We start from the raw sequence: 15101 nt of genomic DNA on the forward strand, positions 1-15101 counted from the left end.
AATACTTTTGGAAGGAATAAAGTTTAATCAGATTGGAGTATCCTTCAAAGGAAGTGGGAGTTGTGTACCCGATCAAATATTAACCAATCAAAAAATTAGTCAAAAGGTAAATACAAGTGATGAATGGATAAAATCTAGAACCGGTATCTCTGAGAGAAGAATTTCTAGCTTAGGAGATAATGTTACTGAGATGGGCTGTAAGGCGGCACTTGATGCTGTTGCGATGGCAAATTGGGATATAAAAACTGTTGATTTGATTATATTAGCTACTTCTACTCCTCATGACTTATTTGGTTCGGCGCCATCTATTCAAGATAAATTAGGGGCATATAATGCCGTAGCTTTTGATTTAACTGCTGCATGTAGTGGTTTTTTATTCGCCTTAATAACAGCCTCACAATTTTTAAAAGGGGGTAGTTTTAAAAGGGCTATAGTTGTCGGCGCAGATCAATTATCAAGCTTTGTTGATTGGAATGATAGAAGAAGTTGTATTCTATTTGGAGATGGTGCAGGTGCATTAGCAATTGAAGCCTCCAATGAATTTGATAATTTAATTGGTTTTGATATGAAAACTGATGGAGAAAGGGGTTCTTTTCTTAATCTTCCATCAAAAAATAATAAGGATTTAATATTTGATGATATTGATTTTTTAAATGGAGGCTTTTCTCCAATTCAGATGAATGGTCAAGAAGTCTATAAATTTGCAGTAAGAGAGGTTCCGATAATTCTTGATAAGTTGTTTAAAAGGACTAACTTTAGTTCTCAGGAAGTTGATTGGCTTTTATTGCATCAAGCTAATCAAAGAATATTGGATTCAGTTGGAGACAGGTTAAAAATTCCTAGAGAAAAAATTCTTAGCAATTTAGAAAAATATGGCAACACTTCAGCAGCCACAATCCCTCTAATGATGGATGAAGCTATTAGAAATAATAGAATTAAACAAAATGATATTATTGCCACAAGTGGATTTGGGGCTGGGTTAAGTTGGGGTGCAGCCCTCATTAAATGGGGTTAAAAACAAGATAGGAGCATTATGACAGTTGCATGGGTATTCCCTGGACAGGGTTCGCAAAAAAAAGGAATGGCAAAACAAGTTGAAAATCTGCCTAATACAAAGGAGAGGTTTAGTTATGCTTCTGAGATATTTGAGAGAAATTTATTTGAAATTAGTGGATTAAATTCTGAACTATGTAATCCTCTAAATGATTTAAATAACACGATAAATACGCAAATTTGTCTTTTTTTAGTTGAATCGATTTTATTAGATGCATTAAAGGATAATGATTTCAAACCAACTTATGTTGCTGGGCATAGTTTGGGAGAAATAACTGCACTATATTGTGCAGATGTTTTTTCATTCGAAGATTGTGTTTCGCTTATCAAAGTAAGATCTCAATTAATGGCAAATGCAGGAAAAGGATCGATGGCAGCATTAATTGGTTTTGATAGAAATCAACTTGACTTACTAGTAAAAAAAATTGATGATGTAGTAATTGCTAATGATAATAGCGAGTCCCAAGTTGTTTTATCAGGATCTGATGAGGCTTTAGATAATTTATCGAGAGAAATTTCTTGTAAAAGATTTCTAAAATTAAATGTTTCAGGTGCATTTCATTCACCATTTATGAAAGAGCCTTCAGTAAAATTTTCCGAGTATTTGAAATTGATTGAATTTAATAATCCTTCTTTTCCAGTTATAAGTAATTATAATCCTACAGTTTGTAGCGATCCAAATGAGCTTAAAACGAGATTAGAAAATCAAATGTGTAATGGGGTGAGATGGCGAGAAACTATGGATTTAATGGCGAAAGATAGTGATCTACATTTTGTTGAAATTGGTCCTTCAAATGTACTTAGCGGTTTAGGAAAAAGACATTTTAAGGACGTAAAGATTTCTCAAGTTTCATCTTCTGATCAAATCACTTATTAACTTTTATGAAAAATGATATTTTTCAAAAATTAATCTATCAATTAGTCAGCAAACTTTTTGTATTTCCTATTTATAAATTTGTATTTCAAGGTAATTTAAAAGGTAAAGAAAATATTCCGCAAAAAGATTGCTTTATAATGGTTTCTAACCATGGTTCTTTATTAGATCCTCCTTTATTAGGGCATGCTCTTGGACGTAATGTATCCTTTATGGCGAAGGCAGAGCTTTTTAAAATCCCTTTATTAGGATTTGTTATCAAGTCTTGTGGCGCATATCCAGTAAAGAGAGGAATTGCTGATAAAAATACCATTAAAACAGCATGTAAAAAATTATCAAATAATAATTGCATTGGAATTTTTATTGATGGTACTCGTCAAAAAAATGGGCGAGTTAATAAACCAAAACAAGGAGCAGCATTATTAGCCTTTAAAAATCAAACATTATTATTGCCTGTCGCGATAGTTAATTCACATAAACTATTAAGATTTAAATTCTGTATTCCTTTCTTTTCAAAAATAGTTATTAAAGTTGGAAAACCTGTGCAGCCTCCAAAAAGCTCATCAAGAGATGAACTTTATTCTGTAACTACAAAACTTCAAGATAGTATTAATAATTTGATTGGTTGAATACTTAGTTAATCGGTGAAATAGGGTAAAGTGGTAAAACTTTTTGCCACGATTTTAAAGTCGTTTGCATTATCTTTTTATTTGATAAATCTAATAGTTCCTTTAAATCTTCTTTATCATCATAATTAGCCTCTAAAAAAAGTTCTTTACTCTCAAATTCTTTAATAACTTTTGGTAAAACGGTTTCGCGAATCACTAAATCCGAAGAGGTTTTTTCGTTATGACAAATTTCATATTTACCTGCAATAAATCCCTTTCTTTTTAATTTTTTGTAAATCCAGAATGATTGATTATTGGTAAAAATATTGTTTTTAACTGCAATTCTTTTTGCCATTATTTCAAATGAACTAAAACCGTCTAGAGGACAATTTATTTGTTGGGAGATAGTTCTTGCAAAAACTACAATAAGTCGTGAAGCATTAAAATTTGCTGGCCCAATGCTTACAGATATCTTTTTGACTTTTTGTAAATTTTCTTTTGAAATGAATTTGTTAAGATCATTTACTAAGTTGTTACAAAGGTCATTATTAAATTTTTTGATAAATAATTCATCTGATTCAAGGTTATTTTTTTTTCTATATCCAAAGCCAAAAGAATTTTCTGTGCTATGAATCACTAATATAGGGTAATTTTCTATTGGTTTGAGTTTATTTGTCATTTATTACCTTTAAACAGGTAATTCCATACCAGGATTACACTTAGACCATTTACCAAATTCATTTACAAAGCTTTCACAAGATTGAACATCCCATTCAGTTTTATAATCGCCATTCTTTTCTTTAAGAATATTGACATGAATGAATGGTTTTTTTGCTTTAAAATCTGGTACATCACAAATATGATCAACATCATGATTAATCTCAACATCATGATATGTGATACATCTATCAACCCATTTACAGTTGATGCAAATGCACATAATTAATAAATAAAATGAAAAGACCTATTCTCACAGATCATACACTAATAATAGATGAATTAGAAAAAAGTATAAAATTTCATCATTGGGATTCTGTCTTAGCTTTTTTACCTGAAGGATCATATTTGGTTGGCGGTTACATAAGGGATATTATTTTGGGCAGAGAAACTGAAGATATAGACATTGATATTGTAGTGCCGACTAATGCAATTGAAATTGGGAAAAAGATTACAGATAGTATTGGATCAAAATTTATTATTTTAGATAAAAAAAGAGAAGTAATAAGAATTATTCTTGATCATATTTGCATTGATATTGCTAATCAGGTTTCATCAACGATCGAAGGAGATTTGAGTTCTAGGGATTTTTCGATTAATTCAATTGCTTTTTTATTTGATAAGAAGTGTTTGTTTGATCCTTTGAATGGTCTTGTAGATCTAAAGCTTTCTATACTTAGAACTCATTCTGGAATAAATTTACTAAATGATCCTTTACGAATATTAAGATGTTTTCGATTTGTTTCAGAATTGAATTTTAAAATTGACCTTAATTTAATTACTTTTATTAAAAAAAATAAAGGGAAATTATATCTTGTTGCCGAAGAGAGGATTAATTATGAAATACAGAAAATAGTAAATGGGTTTCATGCTCTTGATGCAGTTATGTTGATAAAAAAAATTAATATATTTGGCACTGATAATTTATATGAAGATTCTTTTTTTTTGGATTTAGAAAAAATTAATTATTCAGAACTTAATCTGGCAGAAAAAGAGCAATTTTTACCATTATTTTTTATTGCTCAAATTTTAGATGAAACATCTCTTAAAAAATTTAAATTTAGTAAAGCTGAAATTACAAAAATTAAGTTACTGCGAAAATGGCATGTTTTTTTAAAGGATAAAAATATCGCTCAGCTAAATGAATTAGATAGATTTAAATTACATCAAGAATTAGAGATGTTTCTTCCTTCTTTTATTTTTTATTTACCTCAAAATTTGCGCTTTAATTGGCTAAAGAGGTGGCGTGATAAGGAAGATAAATTATTTCATCCCTCAAATCTAATTAATGGTGATGTAATCAAAAACAATTTGAAAATAAAGGATGGACCTATCTTAGGTGATCTTTTACAGTATCTCTCAAAGGAGCTTGCATTTAAAAGATTGAATAATTTTGATGAAGCTATTTATAAAGCAAAGCAATGGATTGAACAAAATGCGCCAAAATGTGATTAAATACACATAGCTTAGTTTTGTTTAAAAGTTCAGACTTTAAAATCATTTTTAAAAATTTATGAGTATTCGTATTTACATTGGCAACTTACCACAAGGATTTAATCCAAAAGAATTTGATACACTTTTAAAATCCGTTTCTGATTCGATTAGATTTAAAGCAGTTTTAGATAAGGAAACTAAGGAATGCAGAGGGTTTGGTTTCGCCACAACAAACAATGAAGAGAATGCTAATTTATTAATTCAAAAGTTAAATGGTTTTGAATTTAATGGATCTAAATTAAGAGTAGAATTATCAGAAAAGAAGGATCCTGCTTCGAATAAAAGAAATAGTGGAAATATAAATAAGAACAAGAAGAAGAAAGATTTCAAGAAAATTGTTCATAGTGACGCCCCTAATCTTGAAGCACCTGATCCAAGATGGGCAGGAGAACTATCCAAATTAAAAGATTTATTAGCGAATCAGAAGACTCCTGCTTAATTATTTGATTCTAGAAATTAAAAAAGATATTGGGATCTCAAAAGCTTTTACTGAATTCTTAACAAAAGCTCTTTTATTAAAAACATCATAATCTAGCCTTTCAATAGAATCTAAAATCCCTCTATATAGACGCAAAGATGCCCAAACTGGCCACCTTGCGTCAGAAGATAACCACTTAATTCCATCTTCTGACTTGTGGAACCAATCGCGGGCTCTTGTTAATTGAAAGTTCATCAGAGCTCTCCACTGATTGTTAATTTCGCCTTTTAATAGTTTTTCTTCAGAATAATTAAAATTTTCAATATCCTCTTGTGGGAGATAAATTCTCCCTCTGTGCCTATCTTCTCCGACATCTCTCAATATATTGGTTAGTTGATTTGCAATTCCTAAAGCTATAGCTGCTTCAGAGGGGTCAGGTTTAGAACTCCATGGTGCTGATGTATAAGCGCTATCTAACCCCATAACATTCTGAGTCATTAAACCAACAGTACCTGCGACTCTATAACAATAGAGTTTTAATTCATCAAAATCTTTGTATCTAAATTTATTGAGATCCATTCTTTGACCATCGATCATATCTAAATATGGCTTAATACTTTGTGGATATTTTTCTAGAGTATCTAACAAAACTGAATCTAATTCAGATTTAACTATTCCTTTAAATACATTCTTTGTATTTTCTTCCCATGCATCTAAATTATCTGAAAGCTCATCTTGCGATTTAGTTGAAGCTTCTTCGCTATCCATGATTTCATCTGTTCTTCTACACCATACATAAATAGCCCAAATAGCTTTTCTCTTTTCTGTGGGTAAAAGAAGAGTTCCCAAGTAAAAAGTTTTAGCCCAATGTTGGGTTTCTTTACGGCATATTTCATATGCTTGATCTAGTTGAGAAATTGATTTTTTCAAAAAGCTTTTATAAATTTAAGAATTTTTTTAATTTTATTAAGAAACATTTTAAGGGATTTTGGAATACTCTTTATTTATTGCTTCCGCGCATAATTTACCACTTAAAACAGCTCCCTCCATAGATGCTAAATATTTTTGCATAGTATAATCGCCAGCTAAGAAGAAGTTTTTTATTGGAGATTTTTGACTAGGTCTGAACTCTTGGCATCCAGGAACTGCCTTGTATACAGATCTTGGAGTTTTAACTACTTTATATTTTCTTAATTTTGTCTTATCGTCACCGACAAAATGTGTTGGGAATAATTTTTTCAGTTCTTCCATAGTTGCATCAACGATGTCTTGATCACTCCTATTAATCCAATCTTTTGCTGGTGCGAAAACTAATTCAAGCATTGATCTATTTGGATCTTCATATTCTTTACATGTGATACTCATATCTGCATAAACGCTAAGAAGTGGTGATCTACTAAAAAGTAGATGGTCAATATCTGTTAATTTCTTGTCAAACCATAAGTGAATATTAATAACTGGTACACCATTTAAACCATCTAATTTTGAAAAAGCATCAAGACCTTTCCATTGCTTGGGTATCATTAATTTAAAAAGATCTACAGGCATTGCACTAACAAAAGCATCGGCAGTTATCTCTTGCTTTTCGTTTTCATTTAAAGAAGCGATAGTAAAGCTTTTAACAGTGCTGTCCTCATTAAGGTTAATTTGCCTTAATGGGCTATTCATATGAACTTCTCCACCACGAGCAGTAATGTAATCAACCATTGGTTGGCAAAGTCTTTCCGGAGGAGCTCCATCTAAGAACGCCATTTTTGAACCATTTTTTTCTTGTAAGAATCTGTTTAATGCTGTTAATAAAACTGTAGATGAGATTTCATCCGGTCCAATAAAATTTAGAGCTTTACTCATGGCTATAAAAACTTCATCATTAACTCTTTCTGGTATATTGTGTTCTTTGAGCCAATCTGTCCATGATTTAGTATCACATTTATCAAGATACTTTTGGCCCCTTAACATTGCAGGAACTAAACCTATTCCAAATAGGATTTTTTCATTCCATGAAAGCATATCATTATTGCTAAGTATGGCTGAAACTCCATTTACGGGAGCTGGTATATCGGGGAAGTCAAATCTACTGTAAGTTCCTGGTTCAGATGGCTGATTAAAAATCATTGAATGACTTTTCCATTGGAGTCTATCTTCAATATCTAATTCTTTGAAAAGTTGCAACATATTAGGATATGCTCCAAAAAATATGTGTAATCCAGTTTCATACCAGTCTCCATCCTCATCTTTCCATGCCGCAACTTTTCCTCCTAGAACATCCCTAGCTTCAAGTAATATTGGAATGTGACCATTATCCACAAGATATTTAGCACAAGATAAACCCGCTAAACCTGCACCAGCAATTACAACACGCATTATTAAATCAAGAAATAAATTAACACTTACTAATAAGCTACATTAAAGTTAGAACATAATAGTTTTTTTCGTTGATTATTTCGCAAAATTATGGAAAAAATGCTTTTAAAATCAACAACTCGACATGTAAGAATTTTTACAGCTGAAGTAGTTGATAAAGAATTAAAGTTTCATCCCAGTAAACTGACTCTTGATTTAGATCCTGATAACGAATTTATTTGGAAGGAGGATTCTTTAACCAAAATTAATGAAAAATTTAATGAATTAATAAAAGAGAGAGCGGGAAAGGATTTAGATGATTATGAACTTCGGAAAATTGGTTCAGAAATCGAAGGTTTAATTAAATTTTTGCTTCAAAATGGGCAATTAAGTTATAACCCTGATTGTAGAGTTATGAACTACTCAATGGGTTTACCAAAAACAAATGAAGTACTGTGAACAGACCACCATCAAATAGGAGACCTAGAAGAGGTACAAACAGAAACTATTACTCTTCAAATCCAAGAGATGTTGATTCTTATGGTCAAAGAAATATTAGATTGCCTGCTGCTTCTTCTGAACAAAAGATCAACTTCAATACAGGAACAATAGCTGTGCTTGCAGGAGTATTAATTCTTGGAGTTGGAATTGGGAGCGCGATCACCAGTACCACTGATGGTGGACAGGGAAATATAGCTAGTCAACAACAATTAGATATGGCTGTTCCAGATCCTGAGTTTTGTAGACAATGGGGCGCAAGTGCATTTGTAATTGATGTTGAGATGTATACAACTCTAAATCCATCTACGAGTTTCGTGACGCAACCTGCCCTACAGCCTGGATGTGTAATTAGAAGAGAAAACTGGACAGTTTTGCAAAAACAAGGTGCAATCAGTAATGAAGATGTAAGAGAATGTAAGCAACGAATGAATACTTTTGCTTACATTGGATCTATAAGAGATAAACCAATAGTTAAGTGCGTTTATCAAACAGATGTAAATGAAAATAAATTCATAATCAAGGGCGATGGACAAGCCGAAGATGGAGGAGTAGGCATTAATAAAGAAGCTATTCAGTTCTGATTAAAATTTATATTTGCCTTAGTGGGCTTTCTAAACTAGCAAATTGGGGCAAAATATTTTTCTTAAATACTTCTGATGCTCTTGAAGTATATCTTGAGGGATTAGTAATTAATTTTAGTTCTCTTTTAACCTCTAAGTCGGCAACAAATGCTTTGTGGATTGTTCCAGCCGCTAATTCTCTTTCAATTGAAACAACAGGTAAAAACGAAGCTCCTAAACCTGATTGAACCGCATTCTTGATTGCTTCAAGTGAGTTAAGTTCCATCTCAATTTTCAACCTTTGAATTTCAAGTCCAGAATCTTGCAGAAGTTTATCAACAACTTTTCTGGTTGTAGATTGAGAATCCAACGTTACGAAATTTAATTTGTATAAGTCCTCTTTTAAAAGTTCTTTTTTGATTGAAAGTGGATGCTTTGAGGGCAAAACTAGTGCTAATTCATCAGTTGCATATGGAATAACTTGCAGCAAATTTTCTAAATCGCCAGGTAATTGTCCTCCAATGATAGCTAAATCAATTTGTCCATTGGCAACACTCCAGCCAGTTCTTCTAGTACTATGAACTTGCAGTTGAACAGATACATCAGGATAGTTTTGTCTGAATAACCCAATCATTCTTGGCATTAAATAGGTTCCCGTAGTTTGGCTAGCTCCAATTACAAGTGTTCCACCTTTTAAGCTATTTAGATCTTCGATCGCTTTACAGGCTTCATCGCACTGATTCAAAATTCGTTCACAATAATCAAGAAGTAGCCTTCCTGCCTCAGTTAAAAGAGCTTTTCTGCCACCTCTATCGAATATTGTAATTTCAAGTTGTTTTTCTAGATTTTGTATTTGTAAACTGACAGCAGGTTGAGTTACGTACAATAAATCTGCAGCTTTTTTAAAACTTCCTTGAGCTGCAATAGCTTTTAATATTCTTAATTGGTCAAGAGTAAAGGGTAATTCGGGCATCCATTGTCCCTACAATTATCTATAATTCTAATGCTTAAAAGTATTCTTGTTAAGAATAAAATTTTTTGGATAATCAAAATTTATGGAGACACATAAAACTTCTCTAATCATATTGTTGTTAATTTTTATTTTTGCAGTAATTCATAGTGGTGGAGCTGCCTTGAGAATTAAAGCAGAATCTATTATTGGACCAAGATTATGGCGTTTATGCTTTGTTTTTTTTAGTTTGCCATCTGCAATTGTCTTAATTAGTTATTTTTTGGCGCATAGATATGACGGCATTAGGTTGTGGAATTTCCAGGGTAATAATTTAGTTTTCTTTGTAGTTTGGTTTTTAACTGCAATAAGTTTTTTATTTTTATATCCTGCTACTTACAACTTATTGGAAATTCCTTCTGTCTTAAAACCTAAAGTGCGAATTTATGGAACTGGGATCATGCGAATCACTAGACATCCTCAAGCCTTTGGTCAAATAATATGGTGTTTTGCACATACTTTATGGATAGGTACATCATTCACATTGATAACTTCTATTGGATTAATTTTGCATCACCTTTTCGCTATTTGGCATGGCGATAAAAGATTAGCCAAAAGATTTGGAGAAGAGTTTGAAAAGTTTAAACAAAATACTTCTATAGTCCCATTTGTAGCAATAATTGAAGGTAGGCAAGAATTTAAAATTAAAGAATTTTTAAGGTTATCTCAACTAGGTATTTTGATTGCAATAGGGGTACTTTGGTGGTCTCATCAGTATATTAATATTGCTGTTAAAACATTTAATTCATCATTTTTGTCTAAATTTTTCAATTGACGGTTTAAAATCAAACTATAAGTTTTTTAAAACATGCCTCAAGCTTCTGAAATTGCCTGGTTAATTCCTGTTTTTCCACTAATTGGAGCAGTGCTTTCTGGCTTAGGATTAATAAGTATCAACAAGAAAATTAATAATTCAAGAGAAATTGTTTCTGTAGGTCTAATTTCTTTTGTTGGGATTTCTGCGGTAATTAGCTATAAAGCTCTGATTGAACAAGTTAATGGTTATCAATCAGTTGAAAAATTATTTGTATGGGCCAACGCTGGGGATTTCACAATCCCAATGGGCTTTGTCCTCGATCCTTTGGGGAGTGTAATGCTTGCTTTAGTAACTACTATTACTTTGCTTGTAATGATTTACTCTCATGGTTATATGGCACATGATAAGGGTTATGTCAGATTTTTTACATATTTAGCATTATTTAGTAGTTCGATGATGGGATTGATAGTCAGTCCAAATTTATTAGAAATTTACGTTTTTTGGGAATTAGTTGGAATGTGTTCATACTTATTGGTTGGTTTTTGGTACGACAGAGATGGCGCAGCGCACGCCGCACAAAAAGCATTTGTTGTGAATAGAGTGGGAGACTTCGGATTATTACTAGGAATACTTGGTCTATTTTGGGCAACAAATAGTTTTGATTTTAATGAAATAGCTACTGGAATTTCTCAATCAATATCTGATAACTCAATACCCATTTGGGCTGCTCTACTACTTTGTTTTTTAGTCTTTTTAGGACCAATGGCAAAATCTGCTCAGTTTCCTCTTCATGTATGGTTGCCTGATGCGATGGAAGGCCCTACACCTATTTCTGCACTTATTCATGCTGCAACTATGGTTGCCGCAGGAATATTCCTTGTAGCAAGGCTTCAACCTTTGTATTCTATATTCCCCTCTATTCAATTCATTATTGCTTTGGTTGGTACCATTACCTGTTTTCTAGGTGCTTCAATAGCTTTGACCCAAATGGATTTAAAAAAAGGATTAGCATATAGTACTGTCTCCCAACTTGGTTATATGATGCTTGCTATGGGTTGTGGAGCCCCAATAGCAGGAATTTTCCATTTGGTTACTCATGCTTGCTTCAAAGCAATGTTATTTTTGGGATCCGGTTCAGTGATTCATGCTATGGAAGAAGTAGTTGGTCATCAGCCTATATTGGCTCAAGATATGAGATTGATGGGCGGTTTAAGAAAAAAAATGCCTTATACATCAGCAACATTTTTAATAGGCTGTATAGCAATTAGTGGTATTCCTCCATTGGCAGGCTTTTGGAGTAAAGACGAGATACTAGGAAATGCATTCATATCATTTCCAGCTTTTTGGTTTGTAGGATTTTTAACAGCTGGCTTGACTGCTTTTTATATGTTTAGACTTTATTTCTTAACATTTGAAGGAGAATTCAGAGGGGACAACAAAGATTTACAGAAACAACTTTTAATTGCATCAAAATTAAATCTTGATGAAGAAAATGAGGAAGAGCATGAAGAACATGGATCTATTCATGAGTCGCCTTGGTCAATGACATTTCCCTTGGTTTTTCTCGCTGTACCGTCTGTAATTATCGGTTTTATGGGACTTCCATGGGATAGCAAAATTGCAAATTTACTAGATCCTGAAGAAGCACAGGCTGCAGCAAAAGCCTTCGAGTTAAAAGAATTTTTGCCTTTGGCAATAGCGTCTGTTTTTATTGCATCATCAGGAATCATCATTGCTTATCAGGCATATTTTGTGAAAAAAATTAATTTGTCAATATTATTCGCACAAAGGTTTCCGTCTATTAATCAATTTTTATCAAATAAATGGTACTTAGATGATATCAATGAAAAACTTTTTGTTAAGGGTAGTAGAAAACTAGCTAAAGAAGTATTGGAAGTTGATTCTAAGGTTGTTGATGGAGTCGTTAATCTTACTGGACTTGTAACTTTAGGAAGTGGAGAAGGTTTAAAATATTTTGAGACCGGTAGAGCCCAATTTTACGCTCTTATTGTTTTTGGCGGAGTAATTTTATTAGTTGCTATATTCGGCTTTCAATCTCCTCAAGTAACTTAATTTCAATTGTGTGTCTTCACTGTTCATTGGGGTGAAAAAATACAGATAATTTCTAGAATTTATTTAAGATAAATTTCCTACTAAATTGAGTACTTATTTTTTTACACATTTTGCGCCACAAATGTTAGGGACTTTAGGAGCTGGATTGTCTACTTTACCTTGGTTATCTGCTTCAATTTTGTTCCCAATTGCTAGCGCGTTTGTGATACCTTTTTTCCCAGACAAAGGTGATGGTAAAGAGGTTAGATGGTTTGCTCTGTCAATTGCATTAATAACTTTTTTAATAACTGTAGGTTCTTATATAAATGGATTTGATATTAATAATGAAAATCTGCAACTGAAAGAAAATATTAGTTGGCTTCCGAATTTAGGTCTTACATGGTCAGTTGGTGCTGATGGTATTTCAATGCCTTTAATCTTGTTAACAAGTTTTATAACTGCTTTAGCAGTTTTAGCTGCATGGCCAGTCAAGTTTAAGCCAAAGTTATTTTTCTTTTTAATATTGGTTATGGATGGTGGGCAAATTGCTGTATTTGCAGTTCAAGATATGCTTTTATTTTTTCTCACTTGGGAACTTGAGTTAATTCCCGTATATTTGTTATTAGCTATTTGGGGTGGTAAAAATCGACAATATGCAGCAACAAAGTTCATTATCTATACAGCTGGTAGTTCAATATTTATCCTAATAGCTGCATTAGCTATGGGTTTCTACGGTACAGAAATTCCTAACTTTGAGTTTTCTCACTTGGCATCTCAAGATTTTAGTCAAAAATTTCAAATACTCTGTTATGTGGGGCTCTTAATTGCATTTGGAGTAAAACTCCCAATAGTTCCTCTGCATACTTGGCTCCCAGACGCTCATGGAGAGGCTACAGCCCCTGTTCATATGCTTTTAGCTGGAATTTTATTGAAGATGGGAGGATATGCTCTTTTGAGATTTAATGCACAATTATTACCCGTTGCTCATGCTCAATTTGCCCCATTACTAATAGTTCTTGGAGTAGTTAATATAATTTATGCTGCATTAACTTCTTTTGCGCAAAGAAATCTCAAAAGAAAGATTGCATATAGTTCTATAAGTCATATGGGTTTTGTCCTGATTGGAATAGGTAGTTTTAGTAGCCTTGGAACAAGCGGAGCAATGCTGCAAATGGTTAGTCATGGGTTAATTGGGGCTAGTTTATTTTTTCTTGTTGGAGCTACTTATGACAGAACCAAGACTCTTAAACTTGATGAAATGAGTGGTGTAGGTCAAAAAATGAGAATAATGTTTGCCCTTTGGACTGCTTGCTCCCTTGCTTCACTTGCTTTACCAGGTATGAGTGGATTTGTTTCAGAATTAATGGTATTTACAGGGTTTGTTACGGATGAAGTTTATACATTGCCATTTAGGGTAGTTATGGCCTCTTTAGCTGCTATAGGAGTGATACTTACCCCAATTTATCTGCTTTCAATGTTAAGGGAAATTTTCTTTGGTAAAGAAAATCCTAAATTAATCGAAGAACGGAAACTTATTGATGCTGAGCCTAGAGAGGTTTATATTATTGCTTGTTTACTGTTTCCAATAATTGGAATAGGATTATATCCAAGGTTAGTGACTGAGAGTTATATCGCATCAATTAACAATTTAGTTGATAGAGATTTAACTGCTGTTAAAAGTGCTGTGAAAACAAATATTTTTTCAGGAACACAAAAAAATGACATCCTTAAAGCCCCAACAATATAATTTTTAAATTAATGCAATATTGTATGGCATTAAATAATTAAAAAGTTATCTTATGTCTAGATATTCCCAAATTTAAGATACCTTATTTTAATTCTATTGATAGGCAACAATTAGGGCCTAGATTATTAATTAAGTTCCTTCAAGATGCTGCTGGTAAAGGTGATCTTGATCCATGGGATATTGATGTAATAAGTGTAATAGATAGCTTTTTAGAACAATACTCCCAAAATTTTGGAAGAAAAGCAAATGGTTCAAATACTTACCAAAAGGATTTGTCTGAGACGAGTGAGGCTTTTTTTGCTGCTTCCGTATTAGTTAATTTAAAAGCTCAAGTTTTGGAATCTGAAGTTTTCAAAGAAAATTCTTCAGATTTTGAGGATGATTTTGATCTGGATGATCAAGATTGGATTGATCAAGAATTTGATATACCAAAATACCCTGAAAAATATTTAAGGAGAAGATCAATAGCACAACCAATTCTCCAACGAACGACAACCCTAGGAGAACTGGTAAGTCAGTTAGAATCTATCGCTGAAGTTATGGAAACCCAAGATCTTCTTTTAATGAAGAGAAAAAGAAATAAAAAATATTCTGATAAGGCTTTAATTTCTCAAGTTAAATCATTAGCGCACCGCGAGAAACTGCCAGAAACCACAAAGGCATTAGGCGAATTTATTGATGGGTGGGAAAAAGCATTACAGTGGACAGATTTTGAATATTTAGTTGAGAAATGGCAATCAGTTGTAAAAAATGATTTAGATAAAGATCGTCTTGGGGTCTTTTGGGCCTTGTTATTTTTATCCTCTGAAAACAAAATTGAAATTAAACAAATTAATTCTTTATATGGTCCATTACAAATTAAAAGAATAATTCCTGATGGAGGCTTAGCTCAATTGCCAATAGAAAATCTTGAGGTAACCAATACCTATCCTTCTGCTGTTTAGAAGCTTAATAGTAATAACGTATAA

General features: G+C 32.5%; 16 protein-coding genes. 11 read left to right on the forward strand and 5 right to left on the reverse strand.

Features of this window, described 5'->3' with window-relative positions:
* Positions 1–7 precede the first annotated feature (7 nt).
* Genes EU91_RS06965 through EU91_RS06955 form a run of 3 tightly spaced genes read left to right on the forward strand, consistent with a single transcriptional unit; the run spans position 8 to position 2556 of the window.
* Complete coding sequence (locus EU91_RS06965; RefSeq protein WP_032524189.1) at positions 8–1015, forward strand: beta-ketoacyl-ACP synthase III; 1008 nt, start codon at positions 8–10, stop codon at positions 1013–1015.
* 18 nt (positions 1016–1033) lie between these two features.
* A complete protein-coding gene (gene fabD, locus EU91_RS06960; RefSeq protein ID WP_032523912.1) occupies positions 1034–1930 on the forward strand; it encodes an ACP S-malonyltransferase in 897 nt (298 codons plus the stop codon).
* A gap of 5 nt (positions 1931–1935) precedes the next feature.
* A complete protein-coding gene (locus tag EU91_RS06955; protein ID WP_032523913.1) occupies positions 1936–2556 on the forward strand; it encodes a lysophospholipid acyltransferase family protein in 621 nt (206 codons plus the stop codon).
* A gap of 4 nt (positions 2557–2560) precedes the next feature.
* Here the strand turns inward: EU91_RS06955 and EU91_RS09260 are convergent, their stop codons facing one another.
* Both EU91_RS09260 and EU91_RS06945 read right to left on the reverse strand, forming a co-directional pair.
* Entirely contained in the window at positions 2561–3214 is a 654-nt protein-coding gene (locus EU91_RS09260; RefSeq protein WP_032523914.1) for a molecular chaperone, read from the reverse strand.
* 9 nt (positions 3215–3223) lie between these two features.
* A complete protein-coding gene (locus EU91_RS06945) occupies positions 3224–3475 on the reverse strand; it encodes a Ycf34 family protein (RefSeq protein WP_032523915.1) in 252 nt (83 codons plus the stop codon).
* A gap of 14 nt (positions 3476–3489) precedes the next feature.
* On the opposite strand from EU91_RS06945, the gene EU91_RS06940 reads away from it, so the two are divergent.
* Positions 3490–4707 (forward strand): CCA tRNA nucleotidyltransferase, encoded by a 1218-nt coding sequence (locus EU91_RS06940; RefSeq protein ID WP_193741584.1) that lies wholly within the window; start codon positions 3490–3492, stop codon positions 4705–4707.
* Between the two features lie 58 nt (positions 4708–4765).
* Positions 4766–5185: an RNA recognition motif domain-containing protein gene (locus EU91_RS06935; protein WP_032523916.1), complete on the forward strand. Its 420-nt coding sequence runs from the start codon at positions 4766–4768 to the stop codon at positions 5183–5185.
* Here EU91_RS06935 and EU91_RS06930 read toward each other — a convergent pair whose 3' ends face one another.
* Together EU91_RS06930 and pds are read right to left on the reverse strand one after the other, a co-directional pair.
* Entirely contained in the window at positions 5186–6094 is a 909-nt protein-coding gene (locus EU91_RS06930; RefSeq protein ID WP_032523917.1) for a phytoene synthase, read from the reverse strand.
* Between the two features lie 48 nt (positions 6095–6142).
* On the reverse strand, positions 6143–7528 hold the full coding sequence (gene pds / locus EU91_RS0108405) for a 15-cis-phytoene desaturase (RefSeq protein WP_032523918.1): 1386 nt from the start codon (positions 7526–7528) through the stop codon (positions 6143–6145).
* 90 nt (positions 7529–7618) lie between these two features.
* Here pds and ndhM point away from each other — a divergent pair, with 90 nt between their 5' ends.
* On the forward strand, positions 7619–7966 hold the full coding sequence (gene ndhM, locus EU91_RS06925; protein ID WP_032523919.1) for an NAD(P)H-quinone oxidoreductase subunit M: 348 nt from the start codon (positions 7619–7621) through the stop codon (positions 7964–7966).
* Entirely contained in the window at positions 7963–8589 is a 627-nt protein-coding gene (locus EU91_RS06920; RefSeq protein WP_032523920.1) for a DUF3172 domain-containing protein, read from the forward strand. The genes ndhM and EU91_RS06920 overlap by 4 nt, the downstream gene beginning before the upstream one ends.
* A gap of 7 nt (positions 8590–8596) precedes the next feature.
* Here EU91_RS06920 and EU91_RS06915 read toward each other — a convergent pair whose 3' ends face one another.
* On the reverse strand, positions 8597–9541 hold the full coding sequence (locus EU91_RS06915; RefSeq protein WP_032523921.1) for a LysR family transcriptional regulator: 945 nt from the start codon (positions 9539–9541) through the stop codon (positions 8597–8599).
* Positions 9542–9623: 82 nt separating this feature from the next.
* Here EU91_RS06915 and EU91_RS06910 point away from each other — a divergent pair, with 82 nt between their 5' ends.
* The 4 genes from EU91_RS06910 (at position 9624) to EU91_RS0108410 (ending at position 15077) form a co-directional block, all read left to right on the forward strand.
* Positions 9624–10352, forward strand: a complete 729-nt coding sequence (locus EU91_RS06910) for an NnrU family protein (protein WP_032523922.1) — start codon at positions 9624–9626, stop codon at positions 10350–10352.
* A gap of 33 nt (positions 10353–10385) precedes the next feature.
* The gene (locus EU91_RS06905) at positions 10386–12407 is read left to right on the forward strand and encodes an NAD(P)H-quinone oxidoreductase subunit 5 (RefSeq protein ID WP_032523923.1); all 2022 of its coding nucleotides are present in this window, start codon (positions 10386–10388) and stop codon (positions 12405–12407) included.
* A 121-nt stretch (positions 12408–12528) separates the two neighbouring features.
* Positions 12529–14133: an NAD(P)H-quinone oxidoreductase subunit 4 gene (locus tag EU91_RS06900; RefSeq protein ID WP_052041265.1), complete on the forward strand. Its 1605-nt coding sequence runs from the start codon at positions 12529–12531 to the stop codon at positions 14131–14133.
* A 95-nt stretch (positions 14134–14228) separates the two neighbouring features.
* Positions 14229–15077, forward strand: a complete 849-nt coding sequence (locus tag EU91_RS0108410) for a segregation/condensation protein A (protein ID WP_032523925.1) — start codon at positions 14229–14231, stop codon at positions 15075–15077.
* Positions 15078–15101: the final 24 nt, after the last annotated feature.

Source organism: Prochlorococcus marinus str. GP2 (assembly GCF_000759885.1).
Lineage (GTDB): Bacteria > Cyanobacteriota > Cyanobacteriia > PCC-6307 > Cyanobiaceae > Prochlorococcus_A > Prochlorococcus_A marinus_J.